This is a genomic window from Hyphomicrobium sp. GJ21 (assembly GCF_001006785.1).
In the GTDB taxonomy this organism is placed as follows: Bacteria; Pseudomonadota; Alphaproteobacteria; order Rhizobiales; family Hyphomicrobiaceae; genus Hyphomicrobium_B.
Genome location: NZ_CDHO01000001.1, coordinates 328,124 through 348,197 on the forward strand (window position 1 = coordinate 328,124; position 20,074 = coordinate 348,197).

23 protein-coding genes are annotated in these 20,074 nt (G+C 61.0%); 18 read left to right on the forward strand and 5 right to left on the reverse strand.

The annotated features are described in order from the left end of the window. Positions 1-4 precede the first annotated feature (4 nt). The 3 genes from HYPGJ_RS01625 to HYPGJ_RS01635 all read left to right on the forward strand — a co-directional run bounded on the left by HYPGJ_RS01625 (position 5) and on the right by HYPGJ_RS01635 (position 2,285). Positions 5-586: a YqaA family protein gene (locus HYPGJ_RS01625; RefSeq protein WP_046845565.1), complete on the forward strand. Its 582-nt coding sequence runs from the start codon at positions 5-7 to the stop codon at positions 584-586. A gap of 103 nt (positions 587-689) precedes the next feature. Then, a complete protein-coding gene (locus HYPGJ_RS01630; protein ID WP_046845566.1) occupies positions 690-1,211 on the forward strand; it encodes a disulfide bond formation protein B in 522 nt (173 codons plus the stop codon). Between the two features lie 855 nt (positions 1,212-2,066). Then, positions 2,067-2,285 (forward strand): hypothetical protein, encoded by a 219-nt coding sequence (locus tag HYPGJ_RS01635; protein ID WP_046845567.1) that lies wholly within the window; start codon positions 2,067-2,069, stop codon positions 2,283-2,285. Between the two features lie 10 nt (positions 2,286-2,295). Here the strand turns inward: HYPGJ_RS01635 and HYPGJ_RS01640 are convergent, their stop codons facing one another. After that, positions 2,296-2,865, reverse strand: coding sequence for an HNH endonuclease (locus HYPGJ_RS01640; protein WP_046845568.1), 570 nt, complete (start codon positions 2,863-2,865; stop codon positions 2,296-2,298). Between the two features lie 479 nt (positions 2,866-3,344). On the opposite strand from HYPGJ_RS01640, the gene gluQRS reads away from it, so the two are divergent. The 11 genes from gluQRS to HYPGJ_RS01695 all read left to right on the forward strand — a co-directional run bounded on the left by gluQRS (position 3,345) and on the right by HYPGJ_RS01695 (position 12,584). Next, positions 3,345-4,208: a tRNA glutamyl-Q(34) synthetase GluQRS gene (gene gluQRS / locus HYPGJ_RS01645; RefSeq protein ID WP_046845569.1), complete on the forward strand. Its 864-nt coding sequence runs from the start codon at positions 3,345-3,347 to the stop codon at positions 4,206-4,208. 290 nt (positions 4,209-4,498) lie between these two features. Next, positions 4,499-4,900, forward strand: coding sequence for a hypothetical protein (locus tag HYPGJ_RS01650; RefSeq protein WP_046845570.1), 402 nt, complete (start codon positions 4,499-4,501; stop codon positions 4,898-4,900). Between the two features lie 104 nt (positions 4,901-5,004). Beyond that, the gene (rsmI, locus tag HYPGJ_RS01655; RefSeq protein WP_046845571.1) at positions 5,005-5,946 is read left to right on the forward strand and encodes a 16S rRNA (cytidine(1402)-2'-O)-methyltransferase; all 942 of its coding nucleotides are present in this window, start codon (positions 5,005-5,007) and stop codon (positions 5,944-5,946) included. Then, complete coding sequence (locus tag HYPGJ_RS01660; RefSeq protein WP_046845572.1) at positions 5,943-6,332, forward strand: YraN family protein; 390 nt, start codon at positions 5,943-5,945, stop codon at positions 6,330-6,332. The genes rsmI and HYPGJ_RS01660 overlap by 4 nt, the downstream gene beginning before the upstream one ends. Positions 6,333-6,785: 453 nt before the next feature. Beyond that, positions 6,786-7,349: a F0F1 ATP synthase subunit delta gene (locus HYPGJ_RS01665; protein ID WP_041922118.1), complete on the forward strand. Its 564-nt coding sequence runs from the start codon at positions 6,786-6,788 to the stop codon at positions 7,347-7,349. Between the two features lie 127 nt (positions 7,350-7,476). Further along, positions 7,477-9,006 (forward strand): F0F1 ATP synthase subunit alpha, encoded by a 1,530-nt coding sequence (gene atpA, locus HYPGJ_RS01670; protein ID WP_046845573.1) that lies wholly within the window; start codon positions 7,477-7,479, stop codon positions 9,004-9,006. A 26-nt stretch (positions 9,007-9,032) separates the two neighbouring features. After that, the gene (locus HYPGJ_RS01675) at positions 9,033-9,923 is read left to right on the forward strand and encodes a F0F1 ATP synthase subunit gamma (protein ID WP_046845574.1); all 891 of its coding nucleotides are present in this window, start codon (positions 9,033-9,035) and stop codon (positions 9,921-9,923) included. 16 nt (positions 9,924-9,939) lie between these two features. Further along, positions 9,940-10,344 carry an organic hydroperoxide resistance protein gene (locus HYPGJ_RS01680; protein WP_013217355.1) on the forward strand — a complete coding sequence of 135 codons (405 nt, stop codon included), beginning with the start codon at positions 9,940-9,942 and terminating at the stop codon, positions 10,342-10,344. A gap of 22 nt (positions 10,345-10,366) precedes the next feature. After that, complete coding sequence (gene atpD, locus HYPGJ_RS01685) at positions 10,367-11,800, forward strand: F0F1 ATP synthase subunit beta (RefSeq protein ID WP_013217356.1); 1,434 nt, start codon at positions 10,367-10,369, stop codon at positions 11,798-11,800. A 59-nt stretch (positions 11,801-11,859) separates the two neighbouring features. Beyond that, on the forward strand, positions 11,860-12,132 hold the full coding sequence (locus HYPGJ_RS01690; protein WP_013217357.1) for a hypothetical protein: 273 nt from the start codon (positions 11,860-11,862) through the stop codon (positions 12,130-12,132). Between the two features lie 53 nt (positions 12,133-12,185). Next, positions 12,186-12,584: a F0F1 ATP synthase subunit epsilon gene (locus HYPGJ_RS01695; protein WP_046845575.1), complete on the forward strand. Its 399-nt coding sequence runs from the start codon at positions 12,186-12,188 to the stop codon at positions 12,582-12,584. Between the two features lie 83 nt (positions 12,585-12,667). Here HYPGJ_RS01695 and HYPGJ_RS01700 read toward each other — a convergent pair whose 3' ends face one another. The 4 genes from HYPGJ_RS01700 to HYPGJ_RS01715 form a co-directional block, all read right to left on the reverse strand. Further along, positions 12,668-13,189: an RNA pyrophosphohydrolase gene (locus tag HYPGJ_RS01700; protein WP_046845576.1), complete on the reverse strand. Its 522-nt coding sequence runs from the start codon at positions 13,187-13,189 to the stop codon at positions 12,668-12,670. A 184-nt stretch (positions 13,190-13,373) separates the two neighbouring features. Then, on the reverse strand, positions 13,374-13,907 hold the full coding sequence (locus tag HYPGJ_RS01705; protein WP_046845577.1) for an RNA pyrophosphohydrolase: 534 nt from the start codon (positions 13,905-13,907) through the stop codon (positions 13,374-13,376). An 86-nt stretch (positions 13,908-13,993) separates the two neighbouring features. Next, positions 13,994-15,424 carry a S41 family peptidase gene (locus HYPGJ_RS01710; RefSeq protein ID WP_046845578.1) on the reverse strand — a complete coding sequence of 477 codons (1,431 nt, stop codon included), beginning with the start codon at positions 15,422-15,424 and terminating at the stop codon, positions 13,994-13,996. Next, the gene (locus HYPGJ_RS01715; RefSeq protein WP_244465972.1) at positions 15,424-16,905 is read right to left on the reverse strand and encodes a peptidoglycan DD-metalloendopeptidase family protein; all 1,482 of its coding nucleotides are present in this window, start codon (positions 16,903-16,905) and stop codon (positions 15,424-15,426) included. Before HYPGJ_RS01715 ends, HYPGJ_RS01710 begins: the two co-directional genes overlap by 1 nt. 350 nt (positions 16,906-17,255) lie before the next feature. On the opposite strand from HYPGJ_RS01715, the gene HYPGJ_RS01720 reads away from it, so the two are divergent. The 4 genes from HYPGJ_RS01720 (at position 17,256) to HYPGJ_RS01735 (ending at position 20,067) form a co-directional block, all read left to right on the forward strand. Beyond that, entirely contained in the window at positions 17,256-17,444 is a 189-nt protein-coding gene (locus tag HYPGJ_RS01720; RefSeq protein WP_046845580.1) for a twin transmembrane helix small protein, read from the forward strand. Between the two features lie 73 nt (positions 17,445-17,517). After that, positions 17,518-18,099 carry a cob(I)yrinic acid a,c-diamide adenosyltransferase gene (locus HYPGJ_RS01725; protein WP_013217364.1) on the forward strand — a complete coding sequence of 194 codons (582 nt, stop codon included), beginning with the start codon at positions 17,518-17,520 and terminating at the stop codon, positions 18,097-18,099. 268 nt (positions 18,100-18,367) lie between these two features. Beyond that, the gene (locus HYPGJ_RS01730) at positions 18,368-19,123 is read left to right on the forward strand and encodes an electron transfer flavoprotein subunit beta/FixA family protein (RefSeq protein ID WP_046845581.1); all 756 of its coding nucleotides are present in this window, start codon (positions 18,368-18,370) and stop codon (positions 19,121-19,123) included. Continuing rightward, positions 19,123-20,067 carry an FAD-binding protein gene (locus tag HYPGJ_RS01735; RefSeq protein WP_046845582.1) on the forward strand — a complete coding sequence of 315 codons (945 nt, stop codon included), beginning with the start codon at positions 19,123-19,125 and terminating at the stop codon, positions 20,065-20,067. The genes HYPGJ_RS01730 and HYPGJ_RS01735 overlap by 1 nt, the downstream gene beginning before the upstream one ends. The last annotated feature ends 7 nt before the right edge of the window (positions 20,068-20,074 follow it).

Below are 20,074 nucleotides of genomic sequence, written 5' to 3' on the forward strand. Positions count from 1 at the left end.
CGGCATGCTTCGGGGACTCTACGACTGGACAATGCGAAAGGCGGCGAGCGACAAGGCTCCGGCCGCGCTCGCTGGCGTATCGTTCGTCGAAAGCTCGTTTTTCCCGATCCCGCCCGACGTGATGCTGATCCCGATGATCCTCAGCCGGCGCGAGAAGGCCTGGTGGTACGCGACCATTGCGACCGTCGCCTCCGTGCTCGGCGGGCTTCTGGGCTATGCGATCGGTTACTTCCTGTATGACGCGGTCGGGCTGCCGATCCTGAAATTCTATGGGCGCGAGCATGCGCTCGACAGCTTCATGGCGTTCGTCCGCGACTACGGCGTGCCAGCTGTCATCATCAAGGGCATGACGCCCATCCCGTACAAGGTCGTGACGATTGCGGCAGGGGTCGGGCATATGGATCTGCTGGCGTTCATCGGCGCGAGCATCGTGGCTCGCGCGATGCGCTTTTTCATGGTGGCCGCACTGCTATACTACGCTGGCGAGCCGATCCGCGACTTCGTCGAGAAGCGTCTCAGTCTGGTGATGACGGTCTTTCTCGTTCTGCTGATCGGCGGGTTTGTCGCGGTCAAGTATATCTTCTAGAGCCTTCCGCAGAGGCTCGGAAACGCTCTAGTTTTCAGTCTGATCGTGCTTCTGACCGGAAAACGGTTTCCACTTTTCCGGAAGCACTAGCGGAGACCATCTTATGGCGCTTGCTGCACATGCCGAACGCGGAGCCGACTATCGCTACGGCGCCGTGGCCCTGTTCATGACCACGGGCGCCATTCTCGCGGCTCTCGGGTTCCAATACATCGGCGGCTACGTGCCGTGCATGCTCTGCCTGATCGAGCGCTACGCCTACTATGCCGCGGTGCCGGTTCTTTTCGTTGCACTCGCGCTGACCTCGGGCAGCTACCGCGGGCTCGCCGCGATCCTGTTCTTTCTCGTAGCGCTAACGTTTCTCGCCAATGCCGGTCTCGGCGTCTATCACGCTGGCGCGGAATGGAAATTTTGGCCCGGCCCGGAGACGTGCGGGGGCGGGGAGTCGCTCAGCACGACGGCGGGCGGCCTGCTCAACGACATCCAGGGCATCAAGGTGATGCGCTGCGATGAGGCGTCGTTCCGGTTTCTCGGAATTTCGTTCGCCGGCTGGAACGTGGTGTCGTCCCTGCTGATCATGGCGCTAGCGCTGCGCGCCGGGCTTGCCGCCTCTGCTGGACGCCGATAGCGCGCGTCCCGCCTTCCCGCGTCTCTTGGACTTTGTCCACAATTCTCGCAACGCGCGAAAACCTTGATTTCGTTGCGGGCTCGATACTGTCAATCGAATATCATCGCACTGACAGAATCGCGCCTTCGCGTTGCCTGAATGTGACGGCTATTCTCTCTTCGTTCGCGGAACACACAGCCGAGTTGGTGACGTTCCAAGCGTCGAGGGAGTTTCAAGTGGCGTTCGAGTTGCGTCTTTCGGGATCGGTTCCCGAGCTGCCTGCCCTCGGTGGTCCTTGCGAGCGTGTTCGCGTCCCGTCTTTGAGTGCGCGTTGCGTTGTTGCGTATCGTAAGCGTTTGTTGCGTAGCGTTGTGTCTGAGTGTGGACGGACGCCAAAAGAAGTTCTGTCCGGAACCTTCAAAAAACTAAGGCGAACCGCTTCGACAAACTCGTCGATGCGTATGTCCCGGCGGTTCGCCCGCACGCTGCCTCACGGACCTTTGTTGGGTGCTGGGCTTCATGCGGGATCTGATGACTGGGATTGGCGTCCGGTTGGAGATGTTGCGCGCGACGTTCTGATGGCGGCTCGAAAGCCATCGGGAGATCAGTCAGCGCGTTGAGTTTGGTAGTCGCGTTCCCGTGTCGGTATTGCGTGTCGCTGTTTGCGTTCGTCGAAACGAGATTTGGAAGGCAGCCGGCTTTCCCAATGAGCTGGCAGACACACGGAGCGTGATCGAGTTAGCCCTCAATCGAGACATCACGTGACAAGGTTTTGCGTAGTGGTGTCACAGCGCTCTGTGTGTCTGCCGCCTGCCGGGAACACGGAAGGCACCTTTCAAGTTCCCTTTAGCGTGAAGTTTTATGCGGAGCTGCAACATGACCCACTCGGTTCCTGATTATCTCAATCCCATCCAGTGGCATCAGGCCGTCGCCGTCAGCCGTCAGGAATGCGCGCGCATTTTCCGCGATGGCGGTGCGCCGCAGGATGCGCTCAAGGCGTTCGGATTGAATGCGGGCGATGTCGCAACGTGGGAGCGGGCCGTCGATCTCATCGCGACAGAAATCTGCGCTCATCCGATGCAGCGTGCGGCGTAGGGAGTTACGCCTACGGTTCGAGTTCGGTATCCCAGTAGAGATAATCGAGCCAGCTTTCATGCAAATAATTGGGCGGAAAAAGCCGCCCATTTCTATGCAGATCGAACACTGTCGGCCGCGTCGGCTCATGCGCCGGAAACATTCCGGCGACCTTCGGCATCATCCCGCCCTTCTTGAGATTGCATGGCGCACAGGCGGTGACGACGTTGTCCCAACGCGTCTGCCCGCCGCGCGAGCGGGGAATAAGATGATCAAACGTCAGATCGCTCTTGTCGCCACAATACTGGCAGGTGAAGCGATCGCGCAGGAACACGTTGAAGCGCGTGAACGCAGGATAGAGCGCCGGCTTTACATACGTTTTGAGTGAAACGACGCTCGGCAGCTTCAGCTCGAACGACGGACTTCTGACATAGCGTTCGTATTCGGAAACGATGTTGACCCGATCCAGGAATACGGCTTTGACCGCGTCCTGCCAGCTCCACAGCGACAACGGATAGTAGCTGAGCGGCCGGAAGTCGGCGTTCAGGACCAGAGCCGGACAATTATCCGGGATTGTCGCGTGAGCATTCACGGTAGCCATCAACCTCGCGGTTTTTGTTCCGTCGAATCGCGTCTGCCTCGTCAGGGCGCCGGGATACTAGCCGCGCATATCAATTCTGTGAAGCATCCGCTCTAATGTGGGCTCTCGCCGAGATTTTTGCCGTATTTGAGCGGCTTGCGCGGTCATATGACGCGCGGATTGGCGATTGTTCCCCAGCATCGATGGCGCCGATGCGCCTGCGCAATCCTCGAAACAGTTTTTAGCGGCTGCCGACGCCGAGGTCACCAAGTCGTCACTGTTGGGCGACACTTTTATCGCCGTCCGCGCGCGCGTAATTTGCGATTTCGAGCGGGCGGTAACTTGCGTAGAGGGATCTTGCGCGTGGATGTGTTTTGGAAGCTGGCGCCCGCGGCGCTGGCGATAGGCTTATTGTTTGCCTTTATGATCGTGCAACGGCGGCGCGAGATCGCGAAGGTCTCGCTCAATGCGTGCCGTTCCTCGGGCCGGACGGTTGGCCAATGAGTTCGATCACACGATTTGCACCCTCGCCGAACGGTCTGCTGCATGTCGGGCACGCGCTGTCCGCGATCATCGCGCACGATACGGCGCAGTTGAACGGCGGTCGTTTTCTGCTGCGGATCGAGGATATCGATCTCGAGCGCAGGCGGCCGGAATTCGTCGCTGCCATTTTCGAAGATCTGCGTTGGCTCGGCCTCGCATGGGAAGAGCCCGTGCTCGTCCAGTCGGAGCATTTCAACGAATATCTCGCGGCGGCGGACAAGCTGATCGGAATGGGGCTTCTCTATCCGTGTTTCGCGACGCGCAGCGAAATCGCAGCCGCCGCCGATCCGGAAAAGGCGGACCCTGATGGCGCACCGCGTTATCCGGGACTTTGGAAAGGCGCGTCGGCCGAACAGATCGGCGAGCGCATGGCAACTGGCGATACGCCGGCGCTGCGGCTCAACATGGATGCGGCGTTGGATGTGTTGCGCGCCAAGCTTGGCGACAAACCTCTGACGTTCACCGAGATCGGTGAAGACGGGACAGCGCAGACCATTACCGCCGAGCCGCATCGCTGGGGCGACGCCATCATCGTCCGCAAGGATGTTCCGGCGAGCTATCATCTTTCGGTGGTGGTGGACGATGCGCGCCAGGGCGTCACGCACGTCACGCGCGGCCGCGATCTTTTTGCAGCGACCGATTTGCAGCGGTTATTGCAAGAGCTTCTGGATTTGCCGGAGCCGCTCTATTCGCATCACCGCGTGATCTGTTGGGCGGATGGGCGAAAGCTTTCGAAATCAAATCAGGATATGGGATTGCGCGCATTGCGGGACGAGGGCGCGACGCCCGCCGATATCCGAAAGGTCATAGGATTGGCGTGACCGGAATTGATTCCGGCGCGCATATGCTCGATTTGACTCTTTAATTATTCTCCGCAGCTCTTCTGGCCGCCAGCGAACACGTAGACAAAGCCCTTAGCTTCTCCCTCGCGCACTGGAGTCGGATATTCCCAATCGGGTCCTATTTGCGATTCCGGGCATTGGTGTGATTCCAGAGATTCACGGCCATTAGAAATAAATTGAAATAATCGCGGCGCCTCTACTTGTGTATTTTGACAAATCACCTCAAATTTTAACGGCCCGCTTATATTTTCCCTACATCCTTGGGAATCATGCTCTATACATCGACAAATAGGCTTGTCGGGGATTCGGCCCTTTTATCGCGGATTTCGGCCTGGATTCGCCACGCGCGCCAGATATGGCCGGTCGCGAAACCGAAAAAGACCGAGATTGCCCGGTACGTCGAGCCGCGCCGTCTGACATTCGTCGAGCAATGGGCCCGTCTCTCAGACACGGTCAAAGGCGCGCTTTCGCGTGCCGAAGAGGCGACGCGCTGCCATACGTCGGCGGCTCTACAACTCGATCTGGCCCAATATGCCCTGACGTCGCTGGTCGATGAGCTTTCGGCGGTGATGGATATGGGCGGCCGCCGCCGGCCTGCCAGCGTTCACATGCTCGATCTGCAGCCGCCGCCGTTCGCACCGCGTCCGTTCGGCGACGCAATCGCGGCTTAAGGGCAGCCCGACGATTTTTGCCGCCAGTCGAATGCGGGTCACGCGAGAGCTTTCGCGCCTCAGACTATTTTTGCTATCGTTGCGCTCTTCGCGGCGGCAAAGGCATGCTTGTGTCCAGAGATCCAAAACCGGCAGACAGGCAGCAAAACCCGGCGCAGACGTCAAAGGTCGCGGATCGCGCGCGCGAGGCGCTTGAGGACCTCGCCGGGGCGCCGCTTGCATCGGGGATTTATCTCGTCGCAACGCCGATTGGGAATCTCGCCGACATCACGCTTAGAGCGCTGGCCGTTTTATCGCGCGCCGATATTGTCTACTGCGAGGACACGCGCCATTCGGCGAAGCTGCTTCAGCATTACAGCATCGCGGCGAAGACGCTGCCGCTGCACGAACACAACGAAGATCGTGAGATCGAACGCGTCTTAAGCGAGGCGGAGGCCGGCAAGCGCATCGCGATCATTTCCGATGCCGGAACGCCGTTGCTTTCTGACCCTGGCTTCCGGCTTGTCCGGACGGCCGCGTCGCGTGGAATTCCTGTTACCTCGATACCTGGCGCATCGGCCGTGCTCGCGGCGCTGACGACGAGCGGGTTGCCGACGGATGCGTTCTTCTTCGCAGGCTTTCTGCCGCCGAAGCAGGCGGCGCGGCGCACGCGGCTGGTTGAAATCGCAAATATTCCCGGTTCTCTCGTGATTTTCGAAGCTCCGCATCGCGTCCAGGAAGCGCTTGCCGACATGGCAGACGTGCTGGGCAATCGCGCCTCGGTCGTCGCCCGCGAACTGACGAAGCTGCACGAAACGATCGCGCGTGGGACGCTCAGCGCGCTTGCGGATGACTTCGCGGGCTCGGCCCTGAAGGGCGAGATCGTCATCGTCGTTGGACCGGCGGAACCGCAGGTTGTCAGCGACGATGCAATCAGCACGCGGCTCGATGAAGTTCTCGGCGCGATGAGTCTCAAGGATGCCGCGAAAACGATCGCCGGCGAACTTGGCGTGCCGAAGTCGCGTGTCTATGCATTGGGCGTCAAGGCGAAGGATGAAAGTCCGTGAGTTCGAATGCCAATGACGATCAAGCCCGGCAGCTCTCCGACGTCCGGCGGCGGCGCTATCGCAGCGGGCTCAATGCGGAGATGGTCGTCGCGGCCGTCTATATGGCGCTCGGGCATCGCATTCTCGGGCGCCGTTTCAAGACGCCGGTCGGAGAGATCGATCTCATTGCGATCAAAGGCCGGCGCGTGGCGTTTGTCGAGGTGAAGCGGCGGGCATCGTCCGAGGAGGCTGAGGACGCCATCACGCTCACCATGCGACGCCGGGTGCGGCGCGCCGCGGACCTATGGCTGGCGCGCAATCCGCAATACCAAAGTCATGACGTTGGATTTGACCTCGTCTTCGTCCTGCCGTGGCGGTTCCCGATCGTGATGCGGGATGCGCTCTGAGACGGGCAAGAAGAGACTGGGCAAAAAAATTGGGCCCGTTGAAGCGGGCCCAAGTCCAGAGAGGCGAGTGCAAAGACGTAAAATTGCAAACCGATCGGAAACGACCGATCGAATTTATGTTTAAACTCTAGCGGCTGAACGCGATTTGAACGGGCCTTGCAGCTAACGTTCATCTTTCGAGGCAGCGCCCTGGAGGGCGGGAATGCCAACGCCGGTTTTGCCGCGCCGATATTCACGCTTCGGCGTCCAGCGTTATGCGGCAACGCGCCCCTAAAACGGCCGGTTGAAGGTGGCCTGAGTGCATGTTAAGGGAACCGCGGCTTTCGAAGGGCGGCTGGTGGTTTCTAGCCCCTTGCGCCTTTATTTTATCGAAGGCTTTTCCTTGAAGCGGGCGTAGTCTCGGGCTTTTTGTGCCCAGCCCCTTATGCGCCCAGGCGCGACGGTGTGAGCGACGTGGCTACTGACGATACCATCGTTGAAGGCGTGGCCGGGCGCTATGCCTCGGCTCTTTTTGATCTCGCGAGCGAAAGCTCCAAGGTTGCCGATGTCGAAGGCGACCTTAGAAAGTTTCAAAGTCTCTTGGACGAAAGTCCAGATCTCGTTCGGCTCGTCCGGAGCCCCGTGATCGCAGCGGACGATCAGAGCCGCGCCATCTCCGCGCTTCTCGAGAAAGTCGGAATCAGCGGTCTTGCCGCGAACTTCCTGAAGCTCGTTGCTAGCAATCGCCGTCTGTTCGTCGTTCAGGACATCATCAAGGCCTATCGCGCGCTCGCCGCCAAGGCGCGTGGCGAAGTCTCGGCCGAGGTCACGAGCGCCGTTGCGCTCAATGACGAACAGATCGCAGCGCTTAAAGAAACGCTGAAAGCATCGGTCGGCAAGGACGTGACGCTGCAGTCGCGCGTCGATCCGAGCCTGCTTGGTGGTCTTATCGTGAAGCTCGGCAGCCGCATGATCGATTCGTCGCTCAAAACCAAGCTGCAGAACATCAAACTGGCTTTGACCGAAGCCAGCACCTGACGCATCAGAATTCAAAATGCCGTGCGGGCGAACCGGGCGGCATTTTCGTTGACATAGCCGAGAATTGAACAGGGAGCCGCTTCGAGGCTCCGCCAACGAAACGACCAGGGAAGAGGGTCTTACGTCTATGGAAATCCGGGCCGCAGAAATATCGTCGATCCTCAAGGATCAGATCAAGAACTTCGGTAAGGAAGCCGAGGTCTCCGAAATCGGCCAAGTGCTCTCGGTCGGTGACGGCATTGCCCGCGTCTACGGGCTCGACAACGTCCAGGCGGGCGAGATGGTCGAGTTTCCGGGCGGCATCCGTGGCATGGCGCTGAACCTCGAAGCCGACAACGTCGGCGTCGTTATTTTCGGCGACGACCGCACCATCAAGGAAGGCGACACCGTCAAGCGGACCGGCGCCATCGTGGAAGTCCCGGTCGGCAAGGGCCTGCTCGGCCGCGTCGTTGACGGCCTCGGCAACCCGATCGACGGCAAAGGCCCGATCAAGGCCGACAAGAAGATGCGCGTCGACGTCAAGGCGCCTGGCATTCTGCCCCGCAAGTCGGTGCATGAGCCGATGGCGACGGGCCTCAAGGCCATCGACTCGCTGATCCCGATCGGCCGCGGCCAGCGCGAGCTCGTCATCGGCGACCGTCAGACCGGCAAGACGGCGGTCATTCTCGACACCTTCCTCAACCAGAAATCGCTGAACGCCGGAAACGACGAGAGCGCCAAGCTCTATTGCGTGTACGTCGCGGTCGGTCAGAAGCGCTCGACGGTGGCGCAGTTCGTCAAGGTTCTCGAAGAGCGCGGCGCGCTTGAATATTCGATCGTCGTCGCGGCAACCGCGTCCGACCCGGCGCCGATGCAGTACCTCGCGCCGTTCACCGGCTGCACGATGGGCGAATACTTCCGCGACAACGGCATGCATGCCGTGATCGCGTATGACGATCTTTCCAAGCAGGCCGTTGCGTATCGTCAGATGTCGCTGCTGCTTCGCCGTCCGCCGGGCCGCGAAGCCTATCCGGGCGACGTGTTCTATCTCCACTCTCGCTTGCTCGAGCGCGCCGCGAAGCTCGGCGACGCATCCGGCAACGGTTCGCTGACGGCGCTGCCGGTCATCGAAACGCAGGCGAACGACGTTTCGGCCTACATTCCGACGAACGTGATTTCGATCACCGACGGCCAGATCTTCCTTGAATCGGATCTCTTCTATCAGGGCATCCGCCCGGCCGTGAACGTCGGTCTTTCGGTGTCGCGCGTCGGATCGTCGGCTCAGACGAAAGCCATGAAGCAGGTCGCCGGCAAGATCAAAGGCGAGCTGGCCCAGTATCGTGAAATGGCGGCCTTCGCTCAGTTCGGCTCGGACCTCGACGCTGCGACGCAGAAGCTGCTCGCACGCGGCGCGCGTCTGACGGAGCTTTTGAAGCAGCCGCAGTTCTCGCCGCTCAAGATGGAAGAGCAGGTTGCGGTCATCTTCGCGGGTACGCGCGGCTACCTCGACGCGATCCCGGTTGCGGCGGTCGGCAAGTTCGAGCAGGGCGTTCTTTCCGGACTGCGTTCGGAAAAGTCGATCTTCGAAGCGATCGCGAAAGAAAAGGCGCTGTCGGCCGATACCGAGAAGAAGCTCGTCGAATTCCTCGACAAGTTTTCGAAGAGCTTCACGGCTTAATCGGGACCTCTTGAGGAGAGCGCCCGATGGCGAGCTTAAAAGATATGCGCAACCGCATCGCCTCAGTTAAGGCGACGCGGAAAATTACCAAGGCGATGCAGATGGTGGCGGCGGCGAAACTGCGCCGCGCCCAGGAAGCCGCTCAGGCTGCGCGTCCCTATGCGGAACGCATGGCGACCGTGCTCGGAAGCCTCGCTTCCAAGGTCGCCGACAAGAACGGCGCTTCGCCGCTGCTCGTCGGCAATGGCAAAGACCAGGTTCACCTGCTGATCGTCATGACGGCGGAGCGCGGTCTCTGCGGCGGCTTCAACTCGAATATCTCGAAGCTTGCACGTGCCGATGCACAGCGGCTGATTGCCAGCGGCAAGACCGTCAAGATCATGACGGTTGGACGCAAGGGCGCCGACAACCTGCGCCGCGACCTCGGCAAGAACATCATTGAGCGCAAGGATTTCCAGGGCGTGCGTCAGCTCAACTTCGGTCATGCCGAAGGTGTCGCGAACCGCGTGCTCGAAATGTTCGAGGCTGGCGAATTCGACGTCGCGACGCTCTATTTCTCGGAATTCAAATCGGTCATCGCGCAGAAGCCGACGGCGCTGCAGCTCATCCCCGCCAAGGTGGACGAAGCAAGCAGTGAAGCTGCGAAGAGCAGCGCTGCAACCGCGATCCACGAATATGAGCCGGGCGAAGAGGAAGTTCTTGGCTTCCTGCTGTCGCGCAATATCTCGACGCAGATCTTCCGGGGTCTTCTCGAGAACGCGGCGTCCGAGCAGGGCGCGCGCATGTCGGCAATGGACAACGCAACGCGCAACGCCGGCGACATGATCAACAAGCTGACGATCAAGTACAACCGCCAGCGTCAGGCGAACATCACGAAGGAACTGATCGAGATCATTTCGGGCGCGGAAGCGCTCTGATCTGGAGGCTAGTCTCATGGCATATGTTACGCATGCGACGACAAAAGGCGGCCGTGACGGCCGTGCCGTTCTCGATGACGGAAAGCTGGCGCTTGCGATGGCGCTGCCGAAAGACTTGGGCGGCTCGGGCGAGGGACACAATCCCGAGCAGCTTTTTGCCCTCGGCTGGTCGTCCTGCTTCGGTCAGGCCGTCCTGCTTCTGGCAAAGAAGCACGGGCTCGACGGTCAGGCTGCACGAGTCGGCTGCAAGGTCGAACTCGACAAGGACGAAACGAGCTTTGCCCTGAAGGCCGAGCTCACTCTGTCAATTCCCGGCGCCGACAAGACCAAGCTTCAGGCGCTGATCGAAGAAGCCCATCAGATTTGTCCGTATTCCAAGGCGACGCGCAACAACATCCCCGTGACGCTGACCGTCGCCTGATCACATTCCGCTGGAGATTAAAATGGCTAAGAACGTAGGGAAGATTCAACAGGTCACGGGTGCCGTCATCGACGTGCATTTCGAGGGTCAGTTGCCGGAAATTCTGAACGCTCTCGAGACGAAGAACCACGGCAATCGCCTGGTGCTCGAAGTTGCGCAGCATCTCGGCGAGAACACGGTTCGCACGATTGCCATGGACTCGACGGAAGGTCTCGTTCGCGGGCAGGAAGTCGTCGACACGGGCGCACCGATTTCGGTGCCTGTCGGCGATGAAACGCTCGGCCGCATCATGAACGTCATCGGCGAGCCGGTCGATGAAGCCGGCCCGATCAAAACTCCCAGCGTCCGCGCCATCCATCAGCCGTCGCCGACGTTCGCCGATCAGGCCACGGAAGCGCAGATCCTCGTTACGGGCATCAAGGTCGTCGACCTGCTGGCGCCTTATGCGAAAGGCGGCAAGATCGGCCTGTTCGGCGGCGCAGGCGTCGGCAAGACCGTTCTGATCATGGAACTCATCAACAACGTCGCGAAGGCTCACGGCGGCTACTCGGTGTTCGCCGGCGTCGGCGAGCGTACGCGTGAGGGCAACGACCTCTATTACGAAATGATCGAGTCGAAGGTGAACCTCGACCCGAAGAAGAACAACGGTTCGGCGAAGGGCTCGAAGTGCGCCCTCGTGTACGGCCAGATGAACGAGCCGCCGGGCGCACGTGCGCGCGTCGCGCTTTCGGGTCTGACGGTCGCCGAGCACTTCCGCGACCAGGGTCAGGACGTGCTGTTCTTCGTCGACAACATCTTCCGCTTCACGCAGGCGGGTTCGGAAGTGTCGGCGCTTCTCGGCCGTATTCCTTCGGCGGTCGGTTATCAGCCGACGCTCGCGACCGACATGGGCGCGCTGCAGGAACGCATCACCACGACGCAGAAGGGTTCGATCACCTCGGTGCAGGCCATTTACGTGCCGGCCGACGACTTGACCGACCCTGCTCCCGCCGCTTCGTTCGCTCACTTGGACGCAACGACCGTTCTTTCGCGTTCGATCGCAGAAAAGGGCATCTACCCGGCCGTCGACCCGCTCGACTCCACGTCGCGCATGCTCGACCCGCGCATCGTTGGCGAAGAGCACTATCAGGTCGCTCGTAAGGTTCAGGCGATCCTCCAGAAGTACAAGTCGCTGCAGGACATCATCGCGATCCTTGGCATGGACGAGCTCAGCGAAGAAGATAAGCTGACGGTCGCCCGCGCACGTAAGATCGAGCGTTTCATGTCGCAGCCGTTCCACGTGGCCGAAGTCTTCACCGGTTCGCCGGGCAAGCTCGTCTCGCTGCCGGATACGATCAAGGCGTTCAAGGGTCTTTGCGACGGCGAATTCGATCACCTTCCGGAACCGGCCTTCTACATGGTTGGTACTATCGACGAGGCGATCGCGAAGGCCGAGAAGCTCGCAGAAGCCGCTTAAAACCGGCAAGCGCTGCGGGCGAACAGCCCGCATCGTCGCGGGCCCAGGAGATTGAATACATGGCGGATGCCGCGACATCGTTCGGAAGCTGCTGCGAGGAGCTGAAAGAAGCTCTCGAAGGCGGCGATTTCGAACCCCTGATTACGGTTGGTCCCGACAGCGTGATCTACATGACTGTCGGGCTGGTCGACCTCGAGGAAGAAGAGCCCGGTCTCGTCGACCATCCGCTTTTCTTCTGCCCGTTCTGCGGAACCAAGCTGCAGACGCCGGAAGAGGTTCGCGCCAAGGCCGGAGCGGAAGGCGACGACGACGAGGAGACGAAGAGCGCTTAAGCCGCTCCTCGTCTCGAGAAATGAATTAGGGTTCCGGGAACAACGGACACGACATGGCAGGTACATTCAAATTCGAACTCGTCTCGCCAGAGCGAGTGCTGCTTTCGATCGACGCCGATCAAGTCGTCGTGCCGGGCTCCGATGGGGAGTTTGCCGTTCTCGCCGGTCATGCGCCGGTGATCGCGACGCTCCGTCCGGGCGTTCTCGACGTGACGGCTGGCGGCACCAAGCGCCGGCTGTTCGTGAAGTCGGGCTTCGCGGAGGTCGATCCGTCTCGCCTGACGGTTCTGGCCGAAAAAGCTTATGACGTCGAAGAGCTTTCGGCTTCGGCCATCGCGGAAGAGCTGAAGTCGGCAGAAGCCGAATTGGCCGCTGCGAAAGACGACAATGCCAAGCGCATGGCGGATACGCTCGTCAACGAACTGAAGCGTTTGTCGGCGAAGGCCGCCTAAGCTTTCGCTCGGGAATTCTGGATTAAACAAAAGCCGGACGCAATGTCCGGCTTTTTTGTTTGGCTGCAGTGTGCTGCAGAGCGTCAGCCCGTGAGATGTCCGAATGCAGACGTGACGCGTTCGTAGACGTCGCGTTTGAACGGGATGATCAGTTTCGGCACGCTGTCGATCGGTGCCCATCGCCAGGCGTTGAACTCGGCTTTCGTCGCGCCTTTCGGTGCAATGTCGATCTCGCTGTCGTCGCCCAGAAAGCGCATCGCGAACCACTTCTGCCGTTGTCCGCGGTAGCGGCCTTTGAGGGCGATGCCGAGCAGGTTCTCGGGAAGCTCGTAGGTCAGCCAATCGGCGTGCTCGCCGATGACCTCGACGCTGGTGACGCCTGTTTCCTCGCGCAGCTCGCGGAGTGCTGCGATGCGCGGGGGTTCATATTTTTCGATCCCACCCTGCGGCATCTGCCAGATGTGGGCCATGTGATCGCTCGCCCATTTTGGACGGCGGCGCCCGACCCAGACCAGTCCATCTCGATTGAGCAGCATGATGCCGACGCACGACCGGAAGGGCAGTACGGCGCGCGATAGTTCCGACGGGTTGGGCAGCAACGTCATATGGACAATCCGTGCATAACCTGTGGATAGAGGGATGGCACGATTCGCCATTGTCCAGAAAAAGATAGCAGCCGTATGACATTACGCTGTCACATTTGGAACGGCGCAGACAATTCACAGGCGCCGTCGCGCGTTGCTGCACGCGAGCGTCCGGCACGATCCGGAATGTGAGTTTTGAGGAGCCCTATCGCGCCAGCGGCTGAGCCAGCGGCACGAACGCGGCGAGCACGTCGCGATAGACGTCGCGTTTGAAAGGCACAATCAGATCAAGGAGTTCGGTTGCTGGAGTCCAGCGCCATTCGATGAACTCAGCGTCGTGTCCTGGCGGCGGCGTGATGTTGATTTCGCTATCGTCGCCGAGGAAGCGATACGCGAACCAGCGCTGCTTCTGTCCGCGATAGCGGCCACCCCAGGCCTTGCCGATCAATTCGGGCGGGAGATCGTAGGTTAGCCAGCGTGGAAGCTCGGCGATCGGGTCCACCGAGCGGATCGCTGTTTCCTCGAAGAGTTCGCGTCGCGCGGCGGCGGCGGGCTCTTCGCCGGGATCGATGCCGCCCTGCGGCATCTGCCACCATGTGCCTTTGCCTTCCGAGTCGTTCTGCGAGCCGGCGCGGCGGCCGATCCAGACATGCCCGTTCCAGTTGATCACCATCTGCCCGACGCAGGGGCGATACGGCAGGCTATTGGGATCTACCGGTTTCTCAGAGTTCTCGGTCATCGGTTCGGGCCTTCCTGGCAAGTTCTGCGCAAACGAAGGGCGCCGCGAGGGCGCCCTTCAAAGCTTAGGTGTTCGACGGCGGGATGTCAGTTCGGCGTCGTCTTCTTCTCTTCGGGCGGCGTCGGCGTGGTGGTGCCGCTGCTGTTTGCCGCCGGAGGGGTCGCGGGCGTTGCCGGAGTGGTAGAGGCGTTGTTCGCCGCTTCCGGACCCTTGGCGGTGCCGTGCAGGAAGCTCAGTGCATACTGAAGCTGCGTATCCTTGTCGGCATCCTTGGCAACGTATGACGACGAGTCGGATTCTTCATCCTTGCCTTCCTTGGCGCTGCCGTCGGGGTTTTTCAGGTGGCCGCGAAGGCTCGCCTCGCCACGCGGCTTGTCGGCGCCGATCTTGTCCTTCAGATCGTCCGGGATCGCCTCGTCGACGACGATATCCGGCTCGATGCCCTTGGCTTGGATCGAACGGTTCGACGGCGTGTAGTAGCGCGCCGTGGTCAGGCGGATCGCGCCATTGGCGCCGAGCGGAATGATCGTCTGGACCGAGCCTTTGCCGAACGAACGCGTACCGATGATCGTTGCGCGTTTCTGGTCTTGAAGCGCGCCGGCGACGATCTCGGATGCCGAGGCCGAGCCGCCGTTGATCAGCACGACGATCTTCTTGCCATCCGAAATGTCGCCCGGACGGGCGTTGGCGCGCTGAGTTTCCTCGTTGTTGCGGCCTTTGGTCAGAACGATCGCGCCCTGCTCGAGGAAGTCGTCGGAAACGGCGATGGCCTGGTCGAGGAGACCGCCGGGGTTGTTGCGCAGATCGATCACCCAGCCTTTGAGGTTCGGGCCGATCTGCTTGTCGAGCGTTTCCACGGCCTTCACGAGATTGGCGTGTGTCTGCTCGTTGAAGGTCGAGACCTTGATGTAGCCGATATCGCCTTCGGCGCGCGACTTCACCGGATTGATGCGAATGACGTCGCGCACGACCTTGACGTCGAACGGATCGTCCTTGCCCTTGCGCACGACGGTCAACATGATCGGCGTGTTGACGGGGCCGCGCATTTTCTCAACGGCCTGCTCAAGCGTCAGGCCGGAAATCGCTTCGTTATCGAGATGCGTGATCAAGTCGTTCGCCATCAGGCCGGCTTTTGCAGCCGGTGTGTCGTCGATCGGAGAGACGACCTTGATGACGCCGTTCTCCATCGTGACTTCGATGCCGAGACCGCCGAACTCACCGCGCGTCTGCACCTGCATGTCGCGGAAGTTTTTCGGGCTCATGTACGACGAGTGCGGATCGAGCGACGACAGCATGCCGTTGATCGCCGACTCGATGAGCTGCGTGTCGTCGGGCTTCTCCACGTAATCGGAGCGCACGCGTTCAAGGACGTCGCCGAAGAGATCGAGCTGCTTATAGAGCTCGGAATTTTGCGATGACGTCGCGGAGTATGTCTGCGTGACGTTGAGGAGTGTCGTCGCCCCGGCCAAGCCTGTCATCAGCAGGAATGTCCAGAAAGCATAATCAGTCTTGCGCATTAGCCTTGTACCTTCTGCTGACCTGATGCCCACCAGGGACCGGGGTCGATGGGACGCCCGTCCTTACGAAATTCAACGTATAAAACGGGTCCGCTTATTTGCGCCGAAGACGGCGTATTCTTTTGACCGCCACTCATTGTACCGACAGGCTCTGCGGCCAATACGAACTGGCCTGACCGGACGTCGATCTGCGAGAGGCCGGCGAGCAGGACATGATAGCCGCCGCCCGCGTTGATGATCAAGAGTTGCCCGTAGCTGCGGAACTCACCTGCGTAAACGACCCAACCGTCACAGGGTGACGTAATCTGCGCCGCGTAACGCGTTTCGATAACAGTGCCTTTCGACTGGCCGCCGTATTGCGTGCGATCGCCGAACGACAAAGCGCGGCGGCCTTGCGCCGGCAGTGGCAGCTTGCCTTGCGCCGATGCGAAGGGGATCGCGGGTTTGATCCGGCCGGCATTGCCCGGAATGAGAGACGTGCCGGACGGCGCCAGCTCGACCATCGCCTGCTTGGGTGAAGGCGGTGGCGTCAATATGGCGACCTTGGCCGGAGGCGCGACCGCTTCCGCCGCTGCGCCGGATGCTGCTGCGACAGGGGCGGCTGCGGCAGGCGTCGCGGAGGGTGGCGTTTTCGCGGCAGCCGCATCAGCCGCAGCGCTCGCAATTTCGGGCGTTTCCGGCGGCGGCGTGATGATCTGCGGTCCGGACGATGCCGGTGTTTGTGGCGCGGCGGCGCGCTGCTCGTTTTTCAGCTGGCTGTTGTAGGCGCCGAGGCCGGTCTTTTCGGTGACGGTCTGATCGAGGCGCGTGATGAGTTCTGTCAGGTTGCCGACGTTTTTCGTGATTTCGCCCGCCGCGACGCGCACCTCGGCCAACTCGGTCTGGCGGTCGGCCAGCGACAGCTTTTTGGCTTCCATCAGGCTTGCGAGGCGCGTGCGTGTCTCGTTCAGGCGATCGGTTTCGGCGCGAAGGTGCGCGCCTTCGGTGCGGATGCTCGCCATTACGTTCTGCAGCTCGCTAAGTCTCGCCGAGAGGGTGACGGCCTGATCTTTCAATTCCGGAAAGGCCGAGGAGAGCAGCATCGCGCTGCGCACCATCTTGAGCGCGTCTTCGCGACGAGTGACGAGAACCGGCGGCGGATTACGTCCGATCCGCTGCAAGGCCGCCAGGAGCGATGCGATCTGGCCGTGCCGCTGCTCGAGCGAACCGCGAACCATTTTTTCCTGCTCGCCAAGTTCCGAGAGGCGGCCTTCGATTGACGTCATCTTCGCTTCGCCGCGCTGGATCAGGTGCGCCGTTTCGATGAGGCGCGAGTTCAGCCGTTCGCGCTCGGCATCGAGTTCGGCGACGTCGGAACGGATCGTAAGTTCCTTGGCGGCGTTTTCATTGAGTTGCTGGCGCTTCTGATCGAGGACCTTGCGGGCCGTGTCGGCATCGGTCGGAAGAGTGTCCTGTGCCGCGAGCGGTGCGGACGCGGCCATCGACAGCGCTGCAGCTGCAAGAATCCGGAGGCTAGGGCCAGCGCCGGGGCGCCGCCGCCAAGTGTTCCGACATGCCGACAACTGGTTGTTCACTGGGCCTCAGGTCGAAAAGCGCATGGGGCCGGGGTGTGAGGAGATATCCGCCTCGGGGCCGGAGCCAAATATGATGCGTCGCAAGGATTAAGACATTTGCCGAAGAGCGCAAATTTCAAATGCGTAATGCGAGCCCTTTCCGGGGCGAATCCACCGGCGAACGTCGCGTGCCGCGTCGTTTCCGCGTAGTCTTGGCAATTGCCGCCGCGGGTCCATAGGCTTAAGCCAATCTGGAATACTGGAGGCGGATAAGCCGGATGCAAACGTTTCTCTACCATGCCACGACCGTCGCGACGCTCGCTGTACTCGCCGTACTGCTCTACGGCCTGCGCACGTTGATGAAAGGCGGAAATTCGAACCTCAGCCAAAAGCTGATGCGCTGGCGTATCGCGCTGCAGTTCCTCGCCATTCTGATCATTCTTGCCTATGCATTTGTGTCCCGCTAAAGGCCGCGGCGGCTCAAAGCGGCGCGCGGCCCGAAACTTCGTCCCGAATATCAATGCCAGGAGCCTTTGACCGATGGTGGTCCTCAACAAGATCTATACGAAAACCGGAGACGCGGGGACGACTGCGCTCGGCTCAGGCGAACGGGTGCCGAAAACATCGCCGCGCATCGCCGCTTACGGCACCGTCGATGAAACGAACGCCCACATCGGCGTGGCGCGCGTTCACTTGGCAAACGCCGATCCAGACGTCGATGCGATGCTGCTGCGCGTTCAGAACGATCTCTTCGATCTCGGCGCCGATCTCTGCGTGCCGGATCGCGGCGAAAAGCTGCCCTATGAGCCGCTGCGGGTCGCGGACGCGCAGGTCAAGCGGCTCGAGGAGGAAATCGACCTGATGAATGGGTCGCTGACGCCGCTGCGCTCGTTCATTCTGCCGGGCGGCAGCGCAACGGCGGCAGCCCTGCATGTGGCGCGGACCGTTTCGCGGCGTGCCGAACGCATGATCGTCGAACTGGCGGCCATTCCGGGAGAACCGGTCAGCGCGCCGGTGCTCAAGTACATCAACCGTCTCTCGGATTTCCTGTTCGTCGCCAGCCGCTACGTCAACGAGCGGGGCAAGGGCGACATCCTGTGGGTGCCGGGCAAGAACCGGTAGGCAGACCACGCCTTCCGGGTCCCATTTACCCTGGGCCCGGCAGGGTGTGCGCCGCGACGAGGCGGCGATTGACTTGCACGGAAGCGGCCCCTAATTTTCGGTCTTCGCAGTTGCGAGAACCGATGCTGCCGAGAGGCTTTAGGTCTGTCGGGCAGGTAAAGTTCAGCAGTCCGAACATCTGTTCGCGGCGTGTGGCGCCGCAAAAGCCGGCGGCAGTCCAAACGCCGGTAACAACAATATTGGGAGCGCCAGTGAGCTGGCGGATGGCATGAAAATCGTTGTGCCGGTCAAGCGCGTCGTCGATTACAACGTCAAAATTCGCGTCAAACCGGATGGTTCTGGGATCGACTTGGCGAACGTCAAGATGTCGATGAACCCCTTTGACGAAATCGCCGTCGAAGAAGCGGTTCGGTTGAAAGAGAAAAGCGGCGCTCAGGAAGTCGTCGTTGTTTCCATCGGCCCGGCGAAGGCGCAGGAAACGCTGCGCACGGCCCTCGCGATCGGCGCCGATCGCGCCATCCTCATCGAAACGGCGGACGGCACGAACGTCGAGCCGCTGGCGGTCGCCAAACTTCTGAAGGCCGTGGTTGAAGCCGAAAAGCCCGATCTCGTCATTCTCGGCAAGCAGGCGATCGACGACGACAGCAACCAGACGGGCCAGATGCTCGCGAGCCTCCTCGACTGGCCGCAGGGCACGTTCGCGTCGAAGGTCGTCACGGACGCGGGAAGCGTCACGGTCACGCGCGAAGTCGACGGCGGTCTCGAGACGATCAAGCTCAAGCTGCCCGCAGTCGTCACGACGGACCTGCGCTTGAACGAACCGCGCTATCCTTCGCTGCCCAACATCATGAAGGCGAAGAAAAAGCCGCTCGACGTCAAGAAGCCGGAAGATTTCGGCGTCGATATCAGTCCACGCCTCAAAGTTCTCAAGACAACTGAACCCCCGACGCGCAAGGCCGGCGTCAAGGTCGGCAGCGTTGCCGAGCTTGTTCAGAAGCTCAAAACCGAAGCGGGGATTCTGTAATGTCGACACTTCTTCTTGCCGAAGTCGCAAACGGCGCGCTGGCGCCTGCCACGGCGAAAGCCCTGACTGCCGCCAAGCAACTCGGCGGCGACGTTCATGTTCTCGTTGCGGGAGCGGACGCCAAAGCCGCGGCCGAGTCGGCTGCCAAGCTCGATGGCGTCGCCAAGGTTCTGCTCGCGGATGCGCCGCAGCTTGCAAACGGCCTCGCCGAGGAAGTCGCGGCGCTGATCGTATCGATCGCTGGAAATTATTCCGCGATCGTCGCGGCGGCGACGGCTTATGGCAAAAACATTCTGCCGCGCGTCGCAGCCAAGCTCGACGTGATGCAGATTTCCGACATCATCAAGGTCGTGTCGCCCGATACGTTTGAGCGGCCGATCTATGCGGGTAACGCCATCCAGACTGTGCAGTCGTCGGAGAAGACGAAAATCATCACGGTTCGCACGGCTGCCTTCCAGGCTGTCGGCGAGGGCGGCTCGGCTGCGATCGAAACCGTCGCGGCACCGTCGGCTGTCGGTGTCTCGACGTTCGAGCACGCGGAACTCACGAAGTCGGACCGGCCCGAACTCACGTCGGCGCGGATCATTATTTCCGGCGGCCGCGGTATGGCAAACGGCGAAAACTTCACCAAATATATCGAGCCTGTCGCGGATCGGCTCGGTGCTGCGATGGGTGCCTCGCGCGCGGCGGTCGATGCGGGCTTCGTCCCGAACGACTGGCAGGTGGGTCAGACCGGCAAGGTCGTCGCCCCTGATCTTTACGTTGCGGTGGGCATCTCCGGCGCGATCCAGCATCTCGCGGGCATGAAAGATTCGAAGGTGATCGTCGCGATCAACAAGGATCCGGAAGCGCCTATTTTCCAGGTTGCGGATTACGGCCTGGTCGCGGATCTCTTTCAAGCTTTGCCCGAACTCGATGCGGAGCTGCAGAAAGCCGGCCGTTGAACGCAGC